Raw genomic sequence first — 26,555 nt, forward strand, 5'->3', positions numbered from 1 at the left:
ATAGGTGGAGCAAAGAGACGAGGAATTGGCAAATGATTAATGAAGTGCTTTTAAATCCGGAAAAATGTAAAACTGAACCCAAGCTGGCGGTAGCTGTGTAAAATTCTAACTTATGCGACAACTACGCTGAAAATCACCGTCCTACTCTCTATTTCGCTTTTGAGAAAATCTAATCTCATGGCATTTGCTTCTATTAAACCCTCTTCTCTCCGATGGCTCTCCCGTGCCGGCTTGATATAAACGCCTAATTTCTCGATGTGAATAAGAGGAAGCTCACCAATACCTTCTTCTCCTCCGAAATCTGCAACAGGCCTTGCCACCATGCAATCATCTAATGGACGTGAAACACGAGTCATTTCAACTCCCTCTGATCCTCTAAGCCGCCCCCCTCTGTTATCCCTATAGAGTTGATTGAGAATGGGATAGCTATCGACACGCATTCCGTTCCGCTCAAGATATGGAATGAACTGACTAGACACAAATGCATTTTGACTCACTTGATCATACCGACTGAGAGCCCATGACAATCCTTTCAGATGATCATCATCTAACGTCACACCCTCTTTGATCAGCTTATGACTCTCTCTTAGAATCTTGGATGCCCCACTGTTCCTATGACAAAAAAGCACCCCTAACCCCCCAATGGCAACACCACTTACCACAGCAGCCCCTGCGTAAGCTCCGGCCAATGCTATGACAGCCATGCCTGCTAAAGGAGCTCCGGGAATGAATACAAGAGCGCTGATCAGAGCAATCGCCGCTATGCCAACGATCGCCACCTTAACCATAGCGCTGCACTCAAACGATCCATAAAAAGGTTTCGTCTTCATTGAATCGATTGCAAATAGAGAACCGGAACTCTCATCTAATGGAGATATCGTCATTGATCCATCCACTAATTAATAGAGCCTTGATTGTCTCCTTTAAGCGGTAGATTCTCTTCAGGAGTCCCTCTATGATTTCTTAAGTGTTCCAATCCCAATGTAGAAGCAGCAACTGCTAATGCAGAAACGGCTACGGTTGGAATACCAAAGTATATAAAAGCCATCGCACCAAACCCGGCCAGTGCCCCTCCCGGAACAAAAGCCATAATAGCGATTATAGCAAAAACCCCAAGTGTTATAGCGCTAACCCTAGCCGCTGTTTTTGCTGCATCTGAGTTTAAGAACTGCTGAAGCTTACCTTTGGGTGCTGAATCCATAATAATGGCTCCCCTTGGAGCCGGACCTGAAATTGCGCTCATAATTAAACCTTAGTTAATTTTTATATTATTTATTATAACATAATTTAACTAAACACACTAAACAAATAATTTTAATTTAAAAAACTGCCTCCATGAATGGAGGCAGTTGCTGCGCTGAAGCGCTATGAATCAATAAGCGAAGTTGCGGTGTGAAAAAAAAAGATTAGACCCCTATCAGGAGCCTAATCCTTTTTTTACAACCCGTCATCTAAATCACTTTCTATTCATGGAAGTACTGCACAGGGCCGACGGTAAAGCGGTCCCATCCCACGGAGAATTCAGTCTTTTCCCTACAGACAGAATCACTCTCCCACATCTTATTAATTCCCCCTAAGATTTCTTTACCTTTGTCTGAATCTTTATCTAAATGGTTTGACACTTTTTCTAACTCATTAAATACTGCTTGGGATGTTTCTCTTTTTAATAGCTTTTCACAATACCCTTCTAGCACCTGAACACACTTAGGATTCCGTGACATACTGCGGCTTATTACACCACCACTCAGCAGACCTCTGAAAGCTTCTTTGATTTTAGGGGAAACATAATCTTTACCTAGGACATCTATCATAATTTCAGGTGACTTCTCTATTACCTTCAATATGACTTGCGGTAGCTCTGTATGATGCACAGCTTTCAAAGCCAACTCGATTATGTCATCGTTGCCTTTCTTCTGAATCTCTAAGAGAACTTCAGGAAACTTATCCATTACCTTCAATAGGACTTTAGGATCCTTTAACATCGATTTAAGATCCAGTTCTAAGCGGGCATTTCCTTTTGATAATTCCTCTTTATTCTCTGCTATAAAACCAACTGCCGCCGATGCATCTCGATCCACCTTTTCAGCGACTTTATATCCGTCTAGCAAGGATGCAGCAATAGCCAAGATTGGAATTCCCGATACTACGACCGCCCCGGCAACGATAAGAGCGGCTAGCGGTGCTCCCGGAGCGAAGGCGATAACAGCTATAGCTGCAATCATAACAATAGCAACAACACGAATTACATTAGCTGTTCTCTGCGCTTTGGGATTTAAAGAATTCTCAGGCGCATATTTAGACCCTTTTGCAGCCGCTGCATCCGAAGGGGATAAAAGGGGCCCGCTCTCATTTACCGACGACCTTAAAGCAACTGAACTCATAATTTAACCTTAATTTAATTTTAATATATATTTATTATAGCATAATTTGATTTATTTTTTTATAATATTATAAAAATAATTTAATTTTTTATCAATTAACAGCGATAATAGTCAAAACTTGAATTTAACTGTATAATATTGAACTTAAGTTGTTTACAACTATAAATCACGTATTCAAAAAGCCGATCACCGATAGCCTACTGCAACCCATTGTCTATAAATTATTTATAACCAACTCACCCTCAATCTATTACGGTTCAGCTATTTTTAGCCGTCTGAAATTCCACTTTTCCATCTCCAAGCTATCAGGCGTATAGCAAAGGTTCATGAGATCCTTAGGGATGAACTGTATATAGCGCCGTTGAGCCTCTGTCATTTCAGCCCCTTTGAAATGAGGAGCAAAAAGTTGGGTCGCAGATATCATCACTTTACTCTTTTCGCTTTCATCCCCTTTAAATCGATCAAGTCGAACCTCTATGTCCCTGATCCGCACTGTAAACTCACCAATAGTCAAAGGTTTCAAGGAATCTAACAAACGATCTGATTCCGCTTCAGAAGGCACCTTAGGGAGGTGCGAGCTAGTAGAATTAATAGAAAAATCCGGCATAAATCCCTCGAATTTTTAATTTACCAAACACCAAAGCTCACTTTCATATTCCATATTTAACTGACACTAAATATGTTGCACAAAAAAATTAAATGATTTCCGGAACTGCATCTGTCTCTTTTATGAATGCTTCTAAAAACGCTTCAGATATCTCCCCTCTTGAAGTGAAGGGGGAGTCAGCAGCTTCTTCTTTTAATTCCAATCTCGAACTGTTTACGTCGCTGATGATTTGTGCAGCTTTTCTCGCAAAATCACACTCCCCTGTCTTTTTAGATCGATCACGCAAGTCATGCTTAACAACAAGTGTGTCACCTTTAAGATTGGCACTCACATCCTCACCTCTAACAATTTGACAGTCATACTCAATACTAAACTCAAGATTGCCTCCGGTAGTAACCAAATTAAACCTTTGGGAATGTTCACCTATAACCTGGTGCATATACAGGTCTTTTTCGCCCAATTTACCGCTTATAAAAATAATCCCCTCCGCAATCGATGCCACATGGGCACACTCTAGAGCATACTCCAATATTTCATTTTGTAGCTCCGGATCTGAAACAACAGCCTTAATAGCCTCTTTGTACTTTTCTCTTAAACATCGATATGCGATTTTACCGTCTTCTATCATTGAACCTGATTCCGCTTCTGTTTCTTCCGGATTTTTTTTCCTAGTAAATTCCGGATCATCAATTTTTTTGCCATTAATATTAAATGCTCTCAGTTCAAAAACCTCTCCCGAGTCATCGTCTTTATGAAAATTTCCACGACCTAATTCACCTAAAAATTCGTTATCAACTATATTTCCATCAACCCTTTGCGAAAGACGGTCTTGATGATAAAACTCCAACTCATCTGGAGAAGCATGATCACTCCCAGCTATTGAAGCACTACCATCTAAGTCATCTCCATCTCTACTAATTCCTTCAGAAAACCCACCAACACTCACTGTCTCATTATCTCCACCGTCGGAAGCACTTAATGTTGAAACAGGGCTTCTTTCCCCGGAATCGGCTATCGATCTAGCATCTAGAGCGGCCTCCACATCACATGCATCCCCCGCAATCGCATCAAAAACTGCGGCCGCCTCTAGGGCTTGGTTAGAGCTTTGGTGCTTTAAATAGAAAGCGCCTAAGATAACTGCAGCGGCTACTCCCGACACGATAGCAGCCACTTTATAAGCTGCAACTGTCAGAACTAAAGCGCCTATGACGGGAAGTGTCACGGGATTTGCAATTAAGAGGGCAACAGCCCCAAAAATAATCGCTGTTGCAACAGTCGAAATGACTGCGGCAAGACGTATATTACGGCTTTCATAAAAAGGCTTTTGCTCGCTAACCGGTGAAGAGGAGCTTGTAGGAGAAGGCAAACTTGACACTGACATAGTTTTTATAACTTTTGTTAATTTTTATTATATTAATTGTAACATATCTATAATTATTTTTTAACTATTTTCCAAATGTAAATTCATTGTGAGATCTATCATATGTCATATAGACTGAGCAACTTACGCCAGTCGGGAAGTTACACCCTATATCTACCTCATCATAAGTGCCTTCCACAGTTATTTTATTATCCATTCGTTCGATATTAAACGCTGTACAAGGGCCTAATTTTCTCCCATACCCACTAAGCATAGGCTCGACCGTCCCGGCTATGTATGTCTCATAGGGAGCTTGCAATTGGGGATATTCACCAAAGCTGAATCCACTCGTATTTGATAGGTCTTTAGAAATATTGGAATCGCTTGAGGCATTTTTCCATGAGAAGACCAAAGTAGCTAAGGCCATGATGCCCCCAATAATACCTAGAAGCGCAGGTTTTGTTAGATAAAATGATCCTATCGCAATCACCGAGGAGGCCGACATGCAAACGGCACATGTGACTAAAGGAATCGCCGTAAGAGCAATGGCTGCTAATGCGATCGCTGAAATAAGTACGGTTTTTTTAAGGAATTGTGACTGTTGAGGTTGCAATGATTTAGTCAAATCAACCCTAGAGAGGGAGTCATTAACCCCAAAAGTTAAATGAGCCATATTTAACGGTCCTTATTATATTATTATGTAATAATTATAAACCGTTGATAATTAAAAAACTATAGTAAGTATTATTTTAATTATGTTGTTTTAGGAAATGGAATGTTCATAATATCTTCAGCAGCGATCGTGTGAGGAAAAATCTTTTGTGCTTCTTCTTCATGCCTCTTCGAATCAGAATAGCGGGCTGAGTAATGTGTTAAAACAAGCTGTTGGACTCCTGCGCTTTGGGCAATTTCAGCCGCTTGAGCGGCTGTGAGATGAAGGTACTCTTCGGCAAGATGCTTATGTTCATTGAGATACGTCGCCTCACAAAGCAATAACTTAGCTCCCTTAGCAATCTCGATTGCCGCTTGACATGGCTTAGTATCAAGCACAATGGCAAAGCTATCCCCTTTACGAATCCGGCTCACCTCTTCAATCAAAACCGTTTGATCTCCAATCGTTATTTTTTTATGTTCGAGAAGCTCTCTCATCGCTATCCCGCGAATGCCTCGAGCTTTGAGCTTTTCCTTATCAAATTTAAGTTCATCGGGCTCAGTCACTCGGTAGGCGATGTTGTGAATGCCATGCTTGAGAAACCGGGCTTCAATGACAAAAGATTGATCTTGATGCACAACACCCTCATGTTCAATAGGATGCTCAATAACCTTAATTGTCTCATGGTAGCTTGTGCTATAGCGGAGGCGATCGAAATACTTTTTTCCACTGGCCGGATAATAACAGTGAATGGGATGTTTTACTTTATCGAGGTTGAGGCGCATTAGCATGGAACCGAGCCCCAAGCAATGATCTCCATGGAAATGACTAATAAAAATGCGGGTAACGCAGGGCGGTGCCACATCGGCAAAGATAAATTGCCGCTGCGTTCCTTCACCCGGATCAAATAAAAGCCCTTCATTATTCCAGCGCAAAAGATACGCCCCATGGTTGCGCTTGCGCGTAGGCTGCTGTGAGGATGTTCCCAATATGATGAGATCTCTAACGCTCATTGAATATCTACTTTGAAAGGATTAATGGGAGGCGCCACTCTCATGCTTTTTGCGAGCAAATAGATTTGTTTTCGCTAAAAGAATCCCAACGATTGCCCCCATAAAATGGGCGGTGTTGGCAATTTGAATCGGAAAGTCGGCAACGTTCATTATTTTTAGCAGAAATGATACCAGTTGGAGGGCTGCAATTCCAAGCACAAAAATAGCTAAAAAAAGAGCCGCCCCTTTCTGCAAGGGGTAGCCTTCCCATGGAGCGACCTTTTGCCGTATCCAAATAAACCCGGCAAAACCACAGATCACCCCGGAAAAACCGAGGAAGGCAGGTCCAACCATCAGATACTGAGCGACATTAGAAACGAGGGCAATGATGAGGATCATCAATACATAGCGCCATTTGCCAAGCCTCTCTTCAATCTGTTTACCGAGAAGCCACACCCACATCATATTAAACAAAATATGTAAAAACCCACCGTGGAGTATAATCGGAGTGAAAAGGCGCCAAACCTGCCCATGAAGAATATCAGTAAATAGCGGTGCGGAAAAAGCCCCCTTCGAAGCGGGCCAATTTAATAGAATATAGTAGAAGCCAACCCAGATATGTTGTTGCTTAGCCTCTTCAATGAGAGCCTCTTGTTCTTTCGGTTCCATCTCGAGCTCTACGTTGATGGGGACGGGCCGATTGAAGAGGAGATAGTTTTCAATGGGGGTGAAAAGAGCGACCGGCTCCTTTTGATCGGGGAGATCCTTAGCGAGCTGATAGCGCTGCCATCCTGAGAGGGCAAATAGGATGACGCACAAGAATATGATTCCCTTCGTAAAAGAAGCTACAATATGAGAATAGAGGGGCTTGGCGCTCAGTTTTTGCCGCATCTCTTGCATGCGCGCAAGAAAAACAGGATCCTCAGAAATTTCCACAGGTTCAGTGGGCTGAGCGATTTGAGCATCATCTGCGATATCAAATTTGGAATCATGAGGAGCTTTATTGAATTCTTCAAGAATGGTTTTGGCTTTATCGATATCTTCTTCTTTGTAAACCCAAACCTGATATTTTTCCCCATCGAGCTCAAAAAGGGCATGAACCCCCTCGCTCGATAGGTGGTAATAATAGCGTCGAGCTTGATCTCTTTCTTCAAAAGTGGCAACTAATCGCATAAAAAGGCCAAAAACCTACTGAATCTTGATATTGCCCAGCATCCCAATTTGCGATAAACTTTGCAAGGATTACAAACTCACCCCCATAAATAGAGGCGATTTTTTGACGGTTAAGAAATATGGGCTACGCGTGGTTAACCACATGAACTCCCCGCTTGGATCCGGGGAGATTACAGCCTAGCCTCCCGCTCACAAGAGACGATTTTTTTGATGATATCGGAAGTAGAGAGGGCCGGGATGCGCGGCGCTAAATGGAGTCTTGCCCCTATTTCTCTGACACATTCTGCTTCGATACAATTTTCAGTATATTCAGCTCCATTAACATGGACATCGGGGCGAATTTTCTTGAGGATCTCACGCGGATCTAGTTCATCAAACCAAGTCACGAGATCAACCACCTCAAGAGCAGCCATCATTTGCATTCTCTCTTTGAGAGAAATGATTGGACGATCGGGTGATTTATATGCTTGAATCGAGGCATCGCTATTGAGGGCAACGCACAGCAGATCTCCTTGACGCTTAGCCTCATAGAGAATAAATAAATGCCCCGCATGGAGCAAATCAAAGGAGCCGTTCAACGTGACAATCCGATGGCCATTGGCCTTTAATCCCCGGACATGCTCTATAATCTTGTCGGGATGGATCACCTTTTGGTCAGTAAAAAAATCAAGCGTCATAACTATAACTTAAAATAGAGGTCATTGAACCGGAACCAGTATATGTCGAAAGATGTTATAACAAAAACCAATTCTTCAATTCTTCAATTTATTTCGGTATAACCTCTTTTAATTTTGCAATTCCTTCAGATGCTATCGTATAGGCTTGATCAACCCGGTTCGGTTTATCAGGATAGCGCAGTCTAAGTAAATCCTTTCTAACCATGGATGTAAGAAATCTGGAGCGCAAGGCATCCGGGTTCCTCTGAAGAATATTTCCTAACTGTTTTCGATTAATCCAGCGCCCTTTACATAGTTTTAAAATCATCTGTTCCATGTCTTCCGAAAACAACTTTTTCATTTCCCTTGCAGTCTGAGCGATTATATACATTTCTTCCTCCTCCAAATGTACGGAGTCAGGGTCCAAATGTACGGAGTCAGGGTCCAAATGTACGGAGTCAGGGTCCAAATGTACGGAGTCAGAGTCCAAATGTACGGAGTGGAATTGGGAAGGAATAGAATATCGAGTCCACCGACCTTTACCATTTTGCCGTAAAAGCCCCCTACTCACGAGATCTTGAAGAAGTCGCGTCATATCCGCAGTATGTTTCCCGGTGATTTCACACATTCTCATGTTATCAACATATCCTTCTACATCTGCTGTCACTAAGGCTTGAATTTCTAATGGTTGAAATTGCTCGAATTCAGACCGATAAATATTTTTAAGTCGAATAAGAGAAGTATCAGGGATTAAGCTAATCATTGGAAGAATCCACAGTATTCGATCGGGCTGCACTTGCTCTCTCATAATAGGTTTACGCCAATGCTGAGATTCCCACCCTTTGCATATTTTGTCTACTCCTGATCCAGCTTTTTCAGCTGCACCAATCATCATAAACATGGTTTGTAAAGCCTTATTTCTACATTCGCTTACATTACCACGCCAAAGTTGATCAATAGATATCAATAGGGCTCCGGGATTAGACAACTCAAAACGATCCGGATATTTTTCAATGATGATACCACCCTGACCGGAATAATCAGCATGAATAAGAGCATTTACTAAGGCCTCTCTAATTGCAATATGAACACCACTTTCTCCCCTGCGAAATAACTCAGCATCAAGTTGAAATGGTATTTTCAAGTCAGCATTTAATTTTTGTATGACCCTAATATAAAATTGGTATAAATTTCCCGACCAGGTTCCATCAAGCGTCAAGCGATCAGTCCAACGAACATGTGGATCATTTGATAATTTTTCTCGAAAATCAACTTGATATTGAGGGATCGCTTCCTTTAAAATTTGCTCCTGACCATACATTAAAAGACCTGCAATAGTAACTCCTTCTTGCTCCGTTTCTCGTGAATATCTATAGGCACCTAATTTAGATAAAAATTTTTTATCATCCTCTTCCAACCATGGATGTGTCGGTTTATGAGAAGCAAATCTCTGTCTGTATTGCCTTATACTGGCTAAATCCAAATCATTTATTGTTGCATATGGAATTATACGTTGATCTGCTGAGTATTCAGAACGATCTGCTAACATGTGAATGATCTCTTGTTGCGTACAATGATAATCCCCATCAAAATTCCGTCGATATGTTCCTAAAAAGGGATTTTGTCCTATAAAAATTGGTTTTTGAAAATATTTAGCACGAGGAATATGGATAGATAATATTAATCCCTTAGCTGTTTCAATAACCCTTAAATGCTCTTGACTTAATAAATTAACGCTAACCTTACCGCGATTATTAATTGTATTCCAAAAATCTTTTTTTATTTGATCAATCTTTGATACGCCACTGATTTGCCCATCATTTTCAACCCCTAATAAAATCATTCCGCCAAATGAATTGGCCATTGCACTATAAGTTTCCCACAAACTTTTAGGCAATCCACCTTTGGCTGATTTAAATTCAATATCTTCTCCCTCTTCTAATAGCAATTGAGATCTAATCTCATTTAGACGGATAGAATTTCTAGATGATACCATGATAAAACCATTCACAAATTTATTAAAATTGTGGATGGAATATATAAAATATTATTTATTTTGTCTTTCTTTTCCTTGGGGACACGGTAGCTTTGATTTTTTCTGCATTGCGAGGAAATGCAATGGCAAAAATTTCATCATAGTGATCGACAAAATGAACTGTGAGCCCCTTTTTGAGATACGCGGGGAGCTTATCGTAATCAGGCTTATTCGTTTTTGGGAAAATGATCGTCTTCACACCTGAGCGGCGTGCAGCGATGAGCTTCTCCTTCACTCCTCCAATGGGTAGTACCTTACCTTTTAGGGTAATTTCACCTGTCATGCTCAAATCTTTGAGTATGGGTTGATCAAGTAAGAGCGATAACAGCGAGGTCACCATTGTCACCCCTGCAGAAGGGCCGTCTTTAGGCGTTGCTCCTTCAGGAATATGGATATGCACTTTATAATTATCAAAAAAATTGCCCTTAGGCGCATAGCGTTTAAACTCGCTATTGAGGTAGGTCCAAGCAATTTCAGAAGACTCCTTCATCACATCGCCGGCTTGCCCTGTGAGCTTCATAGATACTTTATCTGAAGGCGTTTTGACCGACTCGATATAGAGTGTCATTCCTCCAAGTGATGTCCAAGCAAGTCCCATACAAACACCGACCGGAGCACGCTCGTAATATTTTTCCGACATAAAGACGGGTTGTCCGAGATACTCTTCGACTTTATCGTCGGTCACTTTAACGGGAGGGACTTTCTTTTTCCCCTTTTCCTTAGATTCAACGAGATCTTTCGCAACCTTACGCAAAATCTTTTTGATATTATTCTCAAGACCGCGCACACCGGATTCGCGCGCATAATCATTGGCAATTTTGCGAATGCCGCCAATGGTGAAATCGACTTCGTCTTTTTTCAGTCCCATTTCTTTGCGGTTGCGAGGGATGAGATATTTTTTTGCAATTTGCACCTTTTCATCCATGATATAGCCCGAAAGACGCATGATTTCCATCCGATCTCTCAGAGGAGAAGGAATGGTATCGAGCACATTCGCCGTGACGATAAAAAGGACATCCGACAAATCGGTACGAACGTCGAGGAAGTGATCTAAAAAGTCCTTATTTTGTTCGGGATCAAGAACTTCAAGAAGGGCAGATGCGGGATCACCTTGATAGCTTGCTCCCATTTTATCGACCTCATCGAGCATAATGACGGGGTTCATGGTGCCACATGCTTTAAGGGCTTGGATCAATTTTCCGGGCATTGCTCCTACATAAGTGCGGCGATGACCTTTGATCTCCGCTTCATCACGCATTCCCCCAACAGAGAAACGATAAAATTTGCGATTGAGCGATTTTGCTATACTCTTTCCAATACTCGTTTTCCCCACACCCGGCGGTCCAACAAAGCAAATAATACTCCCTTTGACACCACCGCAAAGCTGGCCTACGCTGATAAACTCGAGAATGCGCTCCTTGATGTCTTTGAGGCCATAGTGATCCTTTTCGAGCACTTCTTTGGCTTGTTCGAGGTGATGGGTCTCTTCACTTTTCATACCCCAAGGGATAATAGTCAACCAATCTAGGTAATTGCGGCATACGGCATATTCGGCTGATTGAATATCGAGGACACCCAACTTCTCAACTTCCTCGCTAATCACCTCCATCGCTTCGGGGGGCACGTGTAATTTTTCGATGCGATTTTGAAATTTTTCAACATCGCATGTCTTATCGTCCTTTTCAATCCCGAGTTCTTTTTTGATGGTTTTCAGTTGCTCTCTTAAGAAGAACTCGCGCTGTGTTTTAGAGACCGTTGCTTCGATCTTTTGATTGATACTGCTCTGCAATTTGGAAAGATCAAGCTCTTTCTTCAATAGAGCAAGTGCTTTATCGATCCTCTCCGGAATATCAAATGTCTCAAGGACATCTTGCAGCTCTTCTCTTGATGCTGTTGTCAAAGCAACGGCAAAATCAGCGAGTTTACCCGGTTCGGTAAAATCTGAGTGACCAAGAAAAATCTGAAGCTCTTCTTTAAAAAGGGGATTGAGCTTTAAAAGCTCTTTGATCGTCGTGACAATGCTAATCGAATACGCTTTAAGCATTTTAGAATTTTTATCGGCAGGAGGCTCAAGATGGTATTTGACGGAGGCAGAAAGAGCTTTACCCGAAGAGATCGTTTTCTTAATGATCACCCTTTTTTCCATATTGAGGACGACCTGCGCGCCCCCCTGCTCCATAGGGATAATGCGTAAAATACGAGCGGCTACTCCAACTTGGAAGAGCTCTTTTCCCTTTACTTTATAGATATCGACGTCTTCATTATGGGTGAGAAACAATCCAAGTAACTTGTGCTTTGTCCGCGATACCGTCTTGAGAACTTCATAAAAAGGTCCGGGTTCAATCACAAGCGGCGCTGCCATTCCGGGGAAGAAGGGACGTCTAGTCATCGGCAAGATAAAGAGTTTATCGGGAAGCTCATCCGGTTTTAGCGGTTTTTCCGGTTTTCCAATTAAAGCCTCGCCCTCTTCAATAAACTCAGGCGCTTCGCTCTCTGAATCGGGAATAGGCTCCTGCTCTTCTTTCCGGCGCTGTTTCTTTTTCTTTTTTTTGTCTTTATCGTCTTCGCTGTCTTCCAAATTAATCCCTCAAAAAGATTAGAAGCTAATCTATCAGCTCTAAAAAAAAAGCTCAATACCCCCATTTTGAAAATGAAGAATCAAAGAGCCTCAAAAAATCTTTTTTTTACTTTAGCTCGACTTTGTAACTTATTGTGGGCCCGAAGGCCTCGAGATATTTGTTTTCGGAGGAGTTATTAAAACCGGGAAGGGGGTTTTTACCCCTTCCCGGTTTTAATAATCTCCTAGTTCGACCATAGGTCGAGCGTCCGAGAGCAAAAGATCGAGGCAGGCGGGCCCAACAAGTTGCAAAGTCGAGCTTAGCTCATCCCGCCATGAGATTGCAAGCCAAAGAGCTTCCTCATGACAATACGATTTAGCGCCCAAAAAAATTCTATTACCCTAATCGCCATTTTTTGACGAGAAAGAAACTATCCTTTTGGTTTATAATCATTGCCATGTTCATGCTACTGATTGATACCTCTTCTCAGACACAACACCTTGCCCTCTTTCGAGGTCAAAACCTGATCGCCTATTCGAAGACAACCTCAAAATCTCACCAATTGATTGTGGAAATTGAAAAATTGCTAACGGAATCGCATTGCAAAAAAGAAGAGATTCAAGAGATTGCAATTGGAGTGGGTCCCGGATCTTTTACCGGAACCCGTATCGGTGTGATGGTGGCAAAGACCCTTGCCTTTGGACTCAAAAAACCCCTTATCCCTTTTAATTCCATGATCTTATTTACCCCCTCTCTTCCGACATTTACTCTTGTAAGAGATGCTCGATCTTCTCAATATTATGTGATGAAAGGAAAAAAAGAAGGGGAGCAAACTTTGTTTCACCCCCCCGAACTACTCGATTATTGTCCGGACAATGCCTGTGATACAGATCAAGTCCCGATTCATTTCCCTTTTATCGCAGCATACCTATCTCAAGTTCCCAGGGTGCAATACAATGAAGTGGAAGTTCTCTATTTGAAGAATCCGGGATGATTTATCCAAAGTGTGCTCTTTTCCCAAAAGAACACCAAGAAGATGAACGCGGCGCTTTCATTCTTCCGTCCGACTCTTGGTCCAGTAATTGAGCATAATGTTGTTTTCGCCAAGGATCTAGCCTTTCTTCCATTTGCTTAAAGACTTCTCGCGCTAATGGCCTATCCTTTGCCTTTGCAACTTCTATAGCCTTAAAGATCGAGCTATGGTTAAAGGTTAGATCGCCCCTAACCATAACTTCTCTTGCAACCCTTATTGCAGATTCTTTTACTAAATCTGTTTGAGCACTCACTGCGGCAGTAACCGCATATTCTAAAACCGTTCCGGCATCCAATTCGTCATTACCCAATCCACCATCGTCGTCATCCTCATCCGAATCACTATCTGATTCAACGGCTTCTCCTTCACTCACAGCTGCACCCTTAAAGACACCGAGTCCATACACATGCTGTGCAAAACCCATAATATACTCTTGTATGACAGGAGTTTTTGCTTCGCTTACCGCAAATAACAGGCTTTCTAAAATAGCTTTCCTGTGTATTTCGCTGATGTCTGCTCTCTTAAAAATTGCTGTCGCAAAACTTATTGCCTCTTCCTGTAATCCAACACTTTTAGCTTTAGGTATGAGACGAATAGCACCTTGTAAAATCCAAGTTAATTCACTGTGGCTCTCTTCAGTCACACCTGAAAAAATTTCACGCGCGAAAACTATTGCATCTGATTGTATTTCAGCTGTCTTTGCACTCCTTGCTGTACTAAAAGCCACACCTAGAGAGCTTAATATATTACATTGAGCGTTTTCGCCTCCTGCTAAAATTTCTCTAGCAAAACCAAATACGGCATTGCGGATAGCGGCGCTTTCTATATCTTTGGCAACAGAAGCTGCCTTATTAATAATGTCAAATCGCAACAGCCCAATCACCCCACCATGAAAAATTTCTCTTGCAAACTTGAGTATTTCATCTTGGATGTCTACATTTTCCACAGTTCCCATAGCAGGTATTAGGTTAGCCACAATCTGTTCTCGATATCGTGGATTCTCATGCACGATACTACCGGCTATTTCTCTTGCAAAACCAAATGTTAATGCAATGGAAGGCAGCATTGTTTCTTGTATTGCAATAGGAATGATCCGATCAAGTACGCAAAGTTTAGAGTGTGCACTTATTCTATTCGCGAGCACCATTTCGCGAGCAAAACCCAGTAAGCTACATTTTGTTTCAGGAGCTTCTTCCCTTTTACAAACCTCTAAGACGCCCGGTACAAGCCCTGCAATAAAAAGATTATCCTCATCTCTTGCCCTTAATTCTATTAATTTTGGAGTTTCCATAAATTTCTTTATGAAATCGATTGACATTTCTTTTAGGGCTCTCGGTAAAAATCTCAATTGATCCCGTGGGGGTTTAGAGCTTAGACTTTCCTCTAAAACATCAAATATTTCTGTTGCGAAATCGAACACACCCTGCTTCACTGCAGCTTCTATAGCCCCGCATCGCAACTCATCGTCTACACTCGGAAAATGGATCAATTCCCGAATAATGTTTAATAATCCATATTTATTTGCTAAGGATAGTAGTCGATGTATATCTCTAGGTTCCCTAGTTGGTTTTTTTAATATTCTCAATATTTCATCTTCATTCTCTTTAGTATACGGGCAAGAACCCTCGGGTAATCCTTTATACTCTTTAATAAAGGCAAACAACCGCTCTCGGTAATTCAATGCCATGTCTGCTATGTTGCTAATTCTTTGAACGAGTTGGGCACTATTTATTGGATAAAACTCAAGATAAGCCCCATAGCCAAGTTTAACGGCTTTTATAAAATCCAATCGCCGTGCGTCACTTCTCTCTAAATAAAGGCAAATTGGACCGCTACATAATAGCTTTAACGCGGCTTGGATAGGTAGCTGCTCTAGAATCTGATACCGTTCTCTAGATCTTAAAAATTTAGTTATTCCCGAATCTGGAGGGGGTGAAGACCAACCCAACATTGATGCTATCGTATCCGAAACGCTTGCCATAATTAACCGTTAGTTACTAATTATAATTTTAATTATATCATATTTTTTTATTTAAAAAATAGGAGAAGTATGTTTTTAATAAACCATCAGGTCGTTGACTATAAGGATGTTAACAAGAAAAGAGAGGCACAGAATATTAAAAACTAATAATGAGTATGTTAGCTAAAAACAGATTCTGCAACGTCATTAAACCTAGCCCTGCTTTCTCTAAAAATTTCCATTGCTAATGCCTTATCTTTTTCATCTGCAATACCTATAGCTTCCACTATTGAGGATTCTCCAATGATTACGTCCTCTCTCTTTAAAATGCCCCACGCCAACGCTTCTGCATCTTTTTTTATTTCAACGTGATGTGCACTGACTGCAGCTCTTATAGCAAGTATAAAAACACTTCCACCATCCGATCCACACATGGCTCCAACCCTGAAAACCCCCAATTCATAGATATCCCTAGCAAAATCCATCATATGAGCCTGTATTTTAGAGTTTTTCGCCTTTGCCACTGCAGATAACATAGCGCTTAAAGCATTATTTCGGCTTATTTCATCCGTTTCTGCCCTCTCAAAAAGTGCTCTGGCTAAAACTATTGCATCTGTTTGTATTTCAATATTTTGTGCAGATTCGGCAACACGAATCGCAAGTCGTAAAGAATGCGTTAACTGATCCGGATTATCCGGAGAAAGACTAGACAAAAGCTCCCAAGCAAAATCTAATGCCCTTACTTGTGTTTCAGCTGTTTTTGCCTCTTGTGCTACTTCAAGCACAGCTCTGAGCGGCACTGATAAGACGCCCCCACTGTTTGCTCTACTTCTTAATATGCTCTTTGCCAAATTGAGAATGTCATTTTGGATATCAGCATTTTCTACCTTTTTAATGCCGCCTATTGCAGCAATAAGAGCAGTTTTTCGCCCCGCCTCCTCATCCATCACTTCGCTATTAACAATGGCTTTAGCACAACCCAATATTCCTGCCCTTAAATCAGCTTTTGTTTCTAGACTTGCAAGATGGATTATCTCCACAAAGATTTTTAATTGACCCCCTACGCCTATTTCATTCATTTGCATCATATCGCGTGCAAAATCGATGAGCATGCCTTTTCTCGCACCGCTTGTTTCCTTTTCAATGGCTTCTAAGACGCGTAATATAACACCTGAGATAAAATGATAATAGTGGTCCGGAGCCTGGCTTTTCAATAATGGCAATACCGGATGTTGCATAAATTCCATGACGCGATTGATTGGTTGTTTAAGTAAAACATCGGCTAGAAATATGAGTCGATCTTTTGGAAATGCCTCCATCAGGCCCGAATCAAACATTTTCCATGCGAACTTGGCTGCCTTCTTTTCTATCGCTCCAATTGCAATACGGCTTAAATTACCTTCCGCCCAAGGTATCCGAGCACAAACGTCCTCAACAACACCCCCATGAGCAGGGATAGCCTCAATAAGAATTGAGGCGAGATCATTTCTTTTAATTTTACCTTTGCTGATAATTGTTCTCATAAAATCGATGGCATCTTGTCTTATTGCTGCCGCTATAGCCCCGCATCGCAATGGATGGCTCAGTTCGGGAATATCAATGACCTTTCGAACAATATTTAACAATCCATATTTACTTGCTAAGACCACCAGCTGATTTATAGCCGGCGTATTTATAGATGCGCTAGTGATTGGATCCTTTAATATTCTCAATATTTCATCTTCATTCTCTTTAGTATACGGACAAGAATCCTCGGACAACTCTCTATACTCTTTAATAAAGGCAAATAACCTCTCTCGGTAATCCAATGCCATATCTGCTATGTTACTAATCCTTTCTCGGTCATTCAATGCCATATCTACTATGCCGCTAATCCTTTTTCGGTCATTCAACGCTACATCTGCTATATTGCTAATCCTTTTTATTGGATAAGACTCAAGATGATACGCTCCATTTATTGGATAAGATTCAAGATAAGCCCCATAGCCAAGTTTAACGGCATTTATGAAGTTCAATCGCCGTTCATCTTCGTCTAAATAACGACAAATTAAACCAGCGGATAATAGGTTCAAGGCATCTTGAATAGGCAGAAAACTTGAAACCTGAAGCCATTCTCTTCTTAAGCAACTGAGCTTTAAGGGGGCCGCAGGGGGCGCAGCTGCTTCAGAATGATTAAGCCTTCCTGAACCTGATGTTATATCCAATACACTTGCCATAAGCCACCTTCAACTCGGTTTTTCAAATAAAATAGTTAGTTTTTTAATAAAATTATATCAGAATCTAATAAAAACCAGCACTTAATTATAAGACAACCAAATTAACAAACGCAAATCATTAAAAATCAAGGATATATATAGAGTGGTTTTGCTTGATTGCATAATTCAAAAAACATCAAATCATTGACCGTAAGGGATTTAACAACTAATAATGGCTATGTTAGTTAAAAATGGATTCTGCAAGATGCCAAAATGATTTATCCCCCTCTGTGGGCAGGGGAGAGATTGCTTAACCTATCCAAAAAACTCCTTTTCAAAAAGTAGGCAGCCTGTTTGAATGTCTTCTTTTTTGTGGAGAATTTATTATGCATGCCGTGACGACTCAGAGACCCCATACTCATCTTACCTCCCCTCTTGAGAACATTCATTCGCCTATAGTTGAAATGATGTACACGCATCAAAGCTGCAGAAATGAAGGGGAACTATCCTCGTTAACTTGTGCCGCTTCATGCACACCTGCGACAACTAGGGCTGAAAGCGCTTTATTATCTGCAGATTATGACTTCTTTTTAATGATTCTTTGGTCGGAGATTCCGGAAGAGGAAAAGACTGACCTTCTAAAAAGAGGACTTTCCCAAGGCCATTTAATCTGCGCTTATGAGCTTGCTCTAAGTGAATTTATAATCAATCCCACGGAAGAAACGCTCATTCGAAAATCCCTTCCACTGATTGATGAGGGGAACCTGCGTTTACTATTTGATTTGCAGTGCTATCCATCTGATACGTCAACGCAAATTGTACGCATCCGACTGAATAACTGCTATCGGCAAGCCTTAATTCAGACTGCACTTTCTAAAGGCATCGACTTAGAATACCTGATGGAGTGGAAGAAAGAAGATATCAATGCCGCTAGCAATGAAAAATGCAGATCCTTTTTAGAACAAGTGATTTCGGGTGAAATTTTGCTCGCCTCAGCTCAGTGGCTTTTCCCGGATTATCCTATCCTAACCTATTCAGATTCTCCTAAGGCAAAAGCGCGTTTCGCATCTGATCTACAGTCAAAACTGGAATTCGCCTCATATTAAAAATAGTACTAGAGTTATTAACTCCACAGAGATTTAATCTTGTCGAAAAACGATTTGCGTTGAGGGGAGTTCTTTGGCTCTTCTAAGTCAGCGAATTCCTGCAAAAGCTTTTTTTGTTTCTCATTGAGATTGATAGGCGTTTCGATATGAACCCTGACGAGAAGATCTCCTTTCCCCTGCCCATGAACGTTAGGAAGCCCTTGAGCGCGGACACGGAAAATTTTACCTGACTGGGTCCCTTCAGGGATATTAATGCGATAAGTGCCGTCAAGTGGGGTAGGAATTTCCTTTTTACATCCAATGGCTGCATCAGAAAAGTTAAGAGGCAATTCAATGATCACATCATCACCTTCCCTGACAAAGAAATCATCTTCTAAAACCTGCACGTAAACATAAAGGTCCCCCGGAGGCCCTCCACTTTCACCTGCATCTCCATAACCCGACATTTTCAGGCGCATGCCATTATCGACTCCGGCAGGAATGGGGATTTTGACTTTTTGCTTTTTCTTAATTTTCCCGGCACCATGGCAATCAGGGCATGGTTTTGAGATGATTTTCCCGGCGCCATGGCATTCCGGACATGTGCTTGACATGCTAAAAAACCCTCGGCTATGGTGCACATAGCCTGATCCTTGACATGCATTACAAGTCTTGACATCGCTAGCGGACTTAGCACCGGAGCCTTGGCACGTTTCACAATTGATATGATTAGTAATGAGAAGTTCTTTTTCAACGCCACGCGCAGCTTCGGCAAACGAAATAGTGACTGTGGTCTTTTTAGATGCGCCTTGTTGGGCGTATTGGCGACCTTGCCCTCTGCCGCCCGATTCAAATCCGAAAAAAGAATCAAAGATTGAATCGCTAGAGCCACCGCTTGCTTGGCCTCCGAATGCGCCCATGAATGTACGCAAAGCCTCTTCCATTGAAGAGAATCCACCGGAGCCGCCACCAAATCCTCCAGGGCTTCCATGACGGAAAGCATTCTCGCCATATTGATCATACATGCGACGTTTGCTTTCATCGCTCAGTATCTCATAAGCCTCAGAGATTTTTTTGAATTGCTTTTCAGCTTCCGCATCTCCGGGATTTTTATCCGGATGGAATTTGACAGCTTGTTTGCGATAAGCTCGTTTAATTTCATCGGCAGTTGCATTGCGTGCAATGCCGAGTGTTTCGTAATAATCAGCCATAAATATTAGTTGATTATCTTACTTTTTTTAATTTGTATTTAAGCGCTGCTTTTGATTTAGCGCGACTCTTTACAGAAGGTTTATCATAAAAACGATGCGCTTTAGCGGCTTTCATCACACCCTCTTTATCTAATTTTTTCTTGAGGGCTCTGAGGGCCTTGTCAATTGAATCTCCTGTACGAACCTTAACGTAAGTCATTTATAGTTATTCCTAAAGGTTAAAATTAACTCGTAATGTTTTATTTAGTCAATCAAAGCGCTAGTTTACACGAGAAGAAGATATTCCTCAAGAGAAGGATATATACCACTCATAATTCAAGCGTTGTTTTTTTACAAAGCTAAGAAAATGGGATAGTATTAAACCGAATAGGCCAGTATATATGGATTAAGGGTAAATGATATTTTTGAAGGGATAAATGACACAAGCCATTGATAATCAAAGAGAAGATCATATTGTGATTTCATTGTATATCGGTGACATCAATTGCTCGTCTTGTGTCAACAAAATTCAGCGTAAACTACTGGAAATGAAAGGAGTTCAAAAGGCTCAAATTAATTTTGCTACCCGCATTGCAAAAGTAGCTGTTGATCCTACCCTCATTCATCCTCAGGATGTTATAAAAGCGATTGCATCGATAGGCTATCATGCCCGCATTATCGACAAAAAACTCGAAGATTCCATGGCGCAAGGCCATGTCGATGAGCCTCATCAAGAAAAACTCCTCCGCGTTCAGTTTATCACCTCGCTCATCTGCTCTCTTCCCCTACTCATTCCCATGATATTCTATCTCTTTAAGATTGATATTGAACTTAACCGTTGGGCGCAGCTAGGGCTTGCCTCCATTGTTCAATTTTTTGGCGGACTTCCCTTTTACAGAGGGGCATTTAAAGGTTTAAAAACCTGGTCCATCAATATGGACACCTTAGTTGCAATGGGAACCAGCGCCGCTTATTTGTATAGCATCTATCTCCTATTCACAAGTCAATCCCCGGATGTTTATTTTGAAACAAGTGCCGTGCTTATTACCTTAATTTTACTTGGCCGTATCCTTGAAGATCGAGCGAAAGGAGCGGCTATGCAAGGAATGACCGCTCTTTTTAAACTCCAAGTCAAATCAGCGCGCATCCGCAAAAAAGAGAATTTTGTCGATGTCCCTGTTGAAAAAATTGAAATTGGAGACCTTATCCAAGTGAGACCCGGTGAGAAAATCCCCATCGATGGGGAAGTTGAAGAGGGAACATCACATATTAATGAATCTATGCTTACCGGAGAAAGCGGTCAAATCTATAAACACCGCGGTGACTCTGTTTATTCAGGGACAATCAACGGGAATGGGACTCTACTGATTAAAGCGACTAAACCCCTTTCAAACACCGTCCTCAGCCATATCATTCAACTTGTGAAAGAGGCCCAAGAATCCAAAGCCCCGATTGAAAAATTAGCTGACAAGATTTCATCCTATTTTGTCCCTATTGTCGCCATTATCGGTGTTCTGACCTTTATCATTTGGTGGACTATTTTTAATCAGCCCATTGAAGGTCTAACGAATGCCGTAGCAACACTCGTCATTGCTTGTCCTTGCGCTCTGGGACTTGCCACACCGACCGTCATCATGGTAGCAACGGCTAGAGGAGCGCGCGAGGGGATTTTAATCAAAGATGCGACAGCACTTCAAGTTGCACATAAAATTAAAGCGCTGATTATCGATAAAACGGGAACGGTTACAGAGGGAAAATTAAATGTAATCGATACGCATCACTCTGAGCCGGAATTTTTCCGCATTGCAAAAGCACTGTCGAGTCAGTCAGAACACCCCCTCTCAGATGCGATCTATCAATACACTTCAAGTAAGGTGAAAGAACACATTCCCGTTGATTCTTTTGAATCCCATCCGGGGAAAGGTGTATCCGGCATCATCGATTCCAACCCCTATTATCTTGGATCGATCAACTTCTTCAATGAACTTGCTATCGATATGAGCAATTTTACAGAGCAAATATCACATGAAAAGCGAATCATCGTCTGCATTGGAAGGCAAAAGCAAATGATTGGCTACTTTTCTCTACAAGATAGTATCAAACAGGGATCTAAAGAAGCGATGCAACACATTCATAAGATGGGCATTCAAATGTTTTTGCTCAGCGGTGATCGTAAAAGCGTTGTTGAAAATGTAGCTAAAACATTGGGATTTGATGATTTCAAAGGAGAAGTTTTACCTGAAGATAAGATCCGGTATCTGATAGAAAAGCAACAAAAAGGCCTTATTGTTGGGATGATGGGAGATGGAGTCAATGATGCGCCTGCATTGGCAAAGGCCGATGTGGGATTTGCAGTTGGTAGCGGAACGGATATTGCTATGGAAAATGCCGGCATTGGACTGATGCATAGTGATATCCATAACTTATATGCAGCTCTAAAACTCTCTAAGCTCGCCTTTCATAAGATCCGTCAAAATTTATTTTTTGCCTTCATCTATAATATCTTAGGAATTCCACTGGCTGCCTGTGGGTATCTCAACCCGATGATTGCTGCAACGGCTATGGCTCTCAGTTCGATTTGTGTTGTAACAAATGCCGTGCTACTCAACAAACAATCGATCAAATAAAAAACGCCTCTTTGAGTCAAAGAGGCGTCTTTAGATCTAAGCGATCTAATCTTAAAATTGAGAAAAGCAACTTACGCTGGTTTTTCTGCTTCCGGTGCGGCTTCTGCCGGCTTTGATTCAGCTGTGAAATATGCATGAGCTGAAGCACCTGCTTTCGCTGCACTCCATACTGCACCAACTGCACAAAGTGTTGTTAAGGCAATAGGAGCAACTTTTGCTGCCATTGCATTTTTAGCCACTAAATTGCTCAGAATATTTACGTTAACGCCCATTTTAGCCACGTTAAAATAATGAGCCACTTTAAAAGCGACAACAGTCATGAATGTCATTTCAGCTAGGTTACCTACTGTTTTAATGACGCTCCAAGCTGTATCATTAACGTAATCGTTAGCTAATTCTCTAATTGCAGCTGAACTGTTAACATATTGAGTAGAAAGCCATGAAAGCGCTAGAGAAGTTACTACTGCGAATGTTGTTTTTGCGGCATTGAGATCTACTTTAGGTAAGTATGAAGCCAGTGTTGTTGCTGTTGCTACTGGTCGTGCTTGTTGTACTGCCATAATTTCCTCCTTGAGTCTTGGCAAATTTGAAAAATATTTCGCAAGTTTACCAAATCTTTAAATTAGGGCAAGTAGTATTTAATATTTTAATTAACTTTTTTTGACTCAGCATAGGGAAGAAGCCTCAGACTGCATTGAAAAAAAGTTTCGCTACACGACTAATCAATTGATATAGCGTCGCTCTTAATGGGGTAATCATCACTTGTCGGTAAATAAAAACAGAAGCAGCCCCAATCATTGCACCTGCCGCAATTTTTTGAATGCGCAGCAATAGATTTTCTTCTTGTTTTGCAATAGGAGCGGCATCACTTAGCGGCGTTGATATCTTTGCTTCAGCCTCTGAAGGCTCACTTGAAGACGATTCGGCAGCAAGGGAGTATAAGTCGATTGTGACAAGCAGGGAATGACATGCGATCTCGACAATAGTTGCTTTTCTAAGCAACGCAAGCGAGAGGGGAATCACTTTTAGCGCAGCTTGATAATTAGGTTGGGGACATTTCCAAAGCTCAAATAGTTCAAAAACGACTAAAAGACTCCCCATAGCGGTCAGCGCGGAAGTGGTGACTTTCAATAGGGGTGAATATTGGCATGACAACACGGTAGACGATGTTTCGCAAGCAACCTCGTAATAAAAAGGGACAGATGTAAATGAGACTTTCATAGACTGACAACTATAAAACAAATGACTATGAGGCATTATCGCAAATGCACTAACAGACTTCAATATTAAACTCGACTTTGCAATAGAAGAGATTTTTCGATGCTTAAGACATCCCATCGGCTTTAGCCATGGGAGTGATCAAAAATAACTTTGCATTTGAACAGCTTTGTGCTTTATTATTATTGACTCATCTTATCTCGACTGTGCAACTTATACCGAAACGGAATGAAGAATCGGCTTTTTGACAAAAATAGCTTATTGATAGATCAAGAAATTACCGGTAAAAAAACCGATTCTTCAATTTATTTCGGTGTAGAGTTGTCTTATGAAAAAACATTCCGTTTCAAACTATGTTTCTGAATTTGTTCCTAAATTCTGGCTTAGCCTACGGCAGGGCTATTCATTACACTTTTTTAGACATGATCTTCTTGCCGGAGTAACCGTTGGAATTGTTGCTCTACCGCTATCAATGGCATTTGCCATTGCTTCCGGCCTTTCCCCTATTCAGGGTTTATATACTGCTATTATTGCAGGATTTCTCATCTCATTTCTCGGAGGAAGTTATTTTCAAATTGGGGGGCCAACAGGAGCTTTTGTCGTCATTATTTATGAAATCGTCGCTAAAGTCGGCTATGCGGGACTTGTCATCACAACCCTCATAGGGGGACTCATTTTAATTGTCGCCGGTCTCTCTAAAATGGGAGGTCTCATTAAATATATCCCCTACCCTTTGATCACCGGATTTACCTCAGGGATCGCCATCATTATCTTTTTTTCCCAAATCAAAGATTTTTTTGGGCTGCAAATCGAACATTTGCCCGGAAGCTTTATTCCAAAATGCATTGCCCTTTTTTCTGCTATGCCTACTTGGCAGCCTCATACCCTTTTTCTAGCCCTAGGCACTTTGATATTAATTCTGATCATCCGTCAATTCATTCCTATTATCCCTTGGGGCATTACTTCTATCATCATTGCTACGGCTATTTCTTGGGGCTTTCATCTCCCTGTAGAAACCATTGCCAGCCGTTTTGGTGAACTCCCCCGAACACTTCCAACGCCTTCTTTGCCCGACTTCTCATTTGCAATAAACAATTGGAGCTCCTATATCCCGGATGCCATTACAATCGCTTTTTTAGCCGGGATTGAGTCCCTTCTTTCAGCCGTAGTTGCAGATGGAATGACGGGGCGCCATCACCGCTCTAATTCAGAACTTCTGGCACAAGGAATTGCCAATATCAGTTCCATTATATTTGGGGGCATTCCCGCAACAGGCGCCATTGCCCGCACGGCAACAAATATTAAATCAGGGGCCAAAACACCCATTAGCGGAATTATCCACTCGGTGACGCTTTTACTTATTTTATTATTTTTAGCTCCGGCTGTCAGTCAAATCCCCTTAGCGGCTCTTTCTGCCGTGCTGGTAATGGTTGCGTGGAATATGAGTGAAATTCGCCATTTCAGACACTTATTTAAAGCACCGGCAGGAGATATTATCGTCCTACTCACAACCTTTTTTTTAACGATTGTTGTCGATCTTGTAGTGGCAATTGAAGTGGGAATGATCACAGCAGCTTTTCTATTCATGAAGCGCATGAAAGATCTCTCTAAAATTGCACCGCTCGCAAAAGTTAAAGAAGAAATGATTGAACACGAAGAACTTGATCCTGATTTTATTGAAAATAAACAAATCCCCCCTCATATCGAAGTATATGAAATCACCGGCACCTTTTTCTTTGGTCTCGCAGATAGCCTCAAAAGCGTTTTATCTAACTTAGAATTTTCCCCTAAGGTGTTTATTCTTCGCCTACGTAAAATCGACGTTATGGACGCAAGCGGCCTGCATGCATTAATGGAGTTTTATTACCAATGTGAGCGAAAAAAAACGATTTTAATCCTATCCGGAGTTAGAGCCCCCTTATATCAGTCCCTGAAAAAATTCGGTCTGATTGATCTTATTGGGAAGGAACAAGTGTTATCGCATATTGATCCCTCTTTAAAACACGCTCAGACACTGATCAATGCTATGGAATTAAAGCAATAAGGCGCATCGGAGCCTCCGCAGCTCCTTCAGCATAGAGAGGCAGTGCAATGGCGTAGGCCGCGATGGGAGGAACGCTCGAAATATTGGCAATATTTTCTATGATGTATTTGCCTGCACCTAAAATAATGCGGTGGACCGGAAAATCTGAATGGGGCGCATCAGGCGATAGGGTATCTATTGCAAGTCCTGCAATCCCCCGATCGATCAATAAGGAAGCGGCTTCTTCTGAAAATGAAGGAAAATGCATCACGCCTTTGCCATCGACATTGCGATAAGTAGCGGGATCTCCCCAATACCGATCCCATCCCGTATACCCTACGCAAAGAGCTCTTGCAGGAATACGGCCATATTTTTGCTCATGATATAAGATATCTTCCACTGTAATTTGATAATCTTGGTGAGCTTTTTGTGAAACATCAACGACTCTTAAAGGAACAATACAATCCTTAAGCGCAATCTCTGCAATTGAAGCTCCTTCTTGAAAACGATGTGAAGGAGCATCCATATGCGTTCCAACACCTGCATGCATTTTGATTTTTTGAACGCGAAATACCTCATCATAATCTCTTTTAATCTCAAGACAAAATCCACAAGATCCATTCCAAGAGGGGATTTTTTCCGATAAGGGATGGGTTAAATCGATAACCCTCAAAGAATCAAATATGATTTTCAATTCATCTTCCGTCATATTTTATTGTGGTCCATTTTTTTTCCTTTCTCAATTGCCCGAGCGCCCGGCAGCTAATATACCGAAATAAATTGAAGAATTGGGTTTTATCTTCGCCGGCA

22 protein-coding genes are annotated in these 26,555 nt (G+C 41.5%); 4 read left to right on the forward strand and 18 right to left on the reverse strand.

From position 1 onward, the window contains the following. Nucleotides 1-110: 110 nt before the first annotated feature. The 11 genes from K9M07_01240 to lon all read right to left on the reverse strand — a co-directional run bounded on the left by K9M07_01240 (nt 111) and on the right by lon (nt 12,245). Entirely contained in the window at nt 111-884 is a 774-nt protein-coding gene (locus K9M07_01240) for a hypothetical protein (protein ID MCF7851846.1), read from the reverse strand. 11 nt (nt 885-895) lie between these two features. Next, complete coding sequence (locus tag K9M07_01245; protein ID MCF7851847.1) at nt 896-1,243, reverse strand: hypothetical protein; 348 nt, start codon at nt 1,241-1,243, stop codon at nt 896-898. A 220-nt stretch (nt 1,244-1,463) separates the two neighbouring features. Then, complete coding sequence (locus tag K9M07_01250; protein MCF7851848.1) at nt 1,464-2,381, reverse strand: hypothetical protein; 918 nt, start codon at nt 2,379-2,381, stop codon at nt 1,464-1,466. 250 nt (nt 2,382-2,631) lie between these two features. Further along, nucleotides 2,632-2,988, reverse strand: coding sequence for a hypothetical protein (locus K9M07_01255; protein MCF7851849.1), 357 nt, complete (start codon nt 2,986-2,988; stop codon nt 2,632-2,634). A gap of 88 nt (nt 2,989-3,076) precedes the next feature. After that, a complete protein-coding gene (locus K9M07_01260; protein MCF7851850.1) occupies nt 3,077-4,369 on the reverse strand; it encodes a hypothetical protein in 1,293 nt (430 codons plus the stop codon). Between the two features lie 64 nt (nt 4,370-4,433). After that, nucleotides 4,434-5,021 (reverse strand): hypothetical protein, encoded by a 588-nt coding sequence (locus tag K9M07_01265; GenBank protein MCF7851851.1) that lies wholly within the window; start codon nt 5,019-5,021, stop codon nt 4,434-4,436. A gap of 80 nt (nt 5,022-5,101) precedes the next feature. Continuing rightward, nucleotides 5,102-6,013 carry a ribonuclease Z gene (locus tag K9M07_01270; GenBank protein MCF7851852.1) on the reverse strand — a complete coding sequence of 304 codons (912 nt, stop codon included), beginning with the start codon at nt 6,011-6,013 and terminating at the stop codon, nt 5,102-5,104. Nucleotides 6,014-6,034: 21 nt separating this feature from the next. Then, nucleotides 6,035-7,165: a rhomboid family intramembrane serine protease gene (locus tag K9M07_01275; protein ID MCF7851853.1), complete on the reverse strand. Its 1,131-nt coding sequence runs from the start codon at nt 7,163-7,165 to the stop codon at nt 6,035-6,037. 170 nt (nt 7,166-7,335) lie between these two features. Continuing rightward, a complete protein-coding gene (locus tag K9M07_01280) occupies nt 7,336-7,842 on the reverse strand; it encodes an adenylyltransferase/cytidyltransferase family protein (GenBank protein ID MCF7851854.1) in 507 nt (168 codons plus the stop codon). A gap of 88 nt (nt 7,843-7,930) precedes the next feature. Further along, nucleotides 7,931-9,817 carry a putative DNA binding domain-containing protein gene (locus K9M07_01285; protein MCF7851855.1) on the reverse strand — a complete coding sequence of 629 codons (1,887 nt, stop codon included), beginning with the start codon at nt 9,815-9,817 and terminating at the stop codon, nt 7,931-7,933. Between the two features lie 55 nt (nt 9,818-9,872). Next, nucleotides 9,873-12,245: an endopeptidase La gene (gene lon, locus K9M07_01290; protein MCF7851856.1), complete on the reverse strand. Its 2,373-nt coding sequence runs from the start codon at nt 12,243-12,245 to the stop codon at nt 9,873-9,875. A gap of 632 nt (nt 12,246-12,877) precedes the next feature. On the opposite strand from lon, the gene tsaB reads away from it, so the two are divergent. Beyond that, nucleotides 12,878-13,408, forward strand: coding sequence for a tRNA (adenosine(37)-N6)-threonylcarbamoyltransferase complex dimerization subunit type 1 TsaB (gene tsaB, locus K9M07_01295; GenBank protein MCF7851857.1), 531 nt, complete (start codon nt 12,878-12,880; stop codon nt 13,406-13,408). A gap of 1 nt (nt 13,409) precedes the next feature. Here the strand turns inward: tsaB and K9M07_01300 are convergent, their stop codons facing one another. Both K9M07_01300 and K9M07_01305 read right to left on the reverse strand, forming a co-directional pair. Continuing rightward, nucleotides 13,410-15,236: a hypothetical protein gene (locus K9M07_01300; GenBank protein ID MCF7851858.1), complete on the reverse strand. Its 1,827-nt coding sequence runs from the start codon at nt 15,234-15,236 to the stop codon at nt 13,410-13,412. Between the two features lie 350 nt (nt 15,237-15,586). Next, a complete protein-coding gene (locus tag K9M07_01305) occupies nt 15,587-17,623 on the reverse strand; it encodes a hypothetical protein (GenBank protein MCF7851859.1) in 2,037 nt (678 codons plus the stop codon). Nucleotides 17,624-17,988: 365 nt separating this feature from the next. On the opposite strand from K9M07_01305, the gene K9M07_01310 reads away from it, so the two are divergent. After that, on the forward strand, nt 17,989-18,708 hold the full coding sequence (locus tag K9M07_01310; GenBank protein MCF7851860.1) for a hypothetical protein: 720 nt from the start codon (nt 17,989-17,991) through the stop codon (nt 18,706-18,708). Between the two features lie 17 nt (nt 18,709-18,725). Here the strand turns inward: K9M07_01310 and dnaJ are convergent, their stop codons facing one another. Together dnaJ and rpsU are read right to left on the reverse strand one after the other, a co-directional pair. Beyond that, nucleotides 18,726-19,898: a molecular chaperone DnaJ gene (gene dnaJ / locus K9M07_01315; GenBank protein ID MCF7851861.1), complete on the reverse strand. Its 1,173-nt coding sequence runs from the start codon at nt 19,896-19,898 to the stop codon at nt 18,726-18,728. A gap of 13 nt (nt 19,899-19,911) precedes the next feature. Further along, complete coding sequence (rpsU, locus tag K9M07_01320; protein ID MCF7851862.1) at nt 19,912-20,097, reverse strand: 30S ribosomal protein S21; 186 nt, start codon at nt 20,095-20,097, stop codon at nt 19,912-19,914. Nucleotides 20,098-20,314: 217 nt separating this feature from the next. Here rpsU and K9M07_01325 point away from each other — a divergent pair, with 217 nt between their 5' ends. Beyond that, nucleotides 20,315-22,504 carry a heavy metal translocating P-type ATPase gene (locus K9M07_01325; GenBank protein ID MCF7851863.1) on the forward strand — a complete coding sequence of 730 codons (2,190 nt, stop codon included), beginning with the start codon at nt 20,315-20,317 and terminating at the stop codon, nt 22,502-22,504. A 71-nt stretch (nt 22,505-22,575) separates the two neighbouring features. Here the strand turns inward: K9M07_01325 and K9M07_01330 are convergent, their stop codons facing one another. Beyond that, nucleotides 22,576-23,064 (reverse strand): hypothetical protein, encoded by a 489-nt coding sequence (locus K9M07_01330; GenBank protein MCF7851864.1) that lies wholly within the window; start codon nt 23,062-23,064, stop codon nt 22,576-22,578. Nucleotides 23,065-23,188: 124 nt separating this feature from the next. Beyond that, nucleotides 23,189-23,725 carry a hypothetical protein gene (locus K9M07_01335; protein ID MCF7851865.1) on the reverse strand — a complete coding sequence of 179 codons (537 nt, stop codon included), beginning with the start codon at nt 23,723-23,725 and terminating at the stop codon, nt 23,189-23,191. Nucleotides 23,726-24,050: 325 nt separating this feature from the next. Here K9M07_01335 and sulP point away from each other — a divergent pair, with 325 nt between their 5' ends. Beyond that, complete coding sequence (gene sulP, locus K9M07_01340) at nt 24,051-25,766, forward strand: sulfate permease (protein MCF7851866.1); 1,716 nt, start codon at nt 24,051-24,053, stop codon at nt 25,764-25,766. Here the strand turns inward: sulP and K9M07_01345 are convergent. Beyond that, a complete protein-coding gene (locus tag K9M07_01345; GenBank protein MCF7851867.1) occupies nt 25,747-26,454 on the reverse strand; it encodes a cyclase family protein in 708 nt (235 codons plus the stop codon). The two genes, sulP and K9M07_01345, sit on opposite strands and share 20 nt — an antisense overlap. Between the last annotated feature and the right edge of the window lie 101 nt (nt 26,455-26,555).

The organism is Simkaniaceae bacterium (assembly GCA_021734805.1).
GTDB lineage: Bacteria > Chlamydiota > Chlamydiia > Chlamydiales > JACRBE01 > Amphritriteisimkania.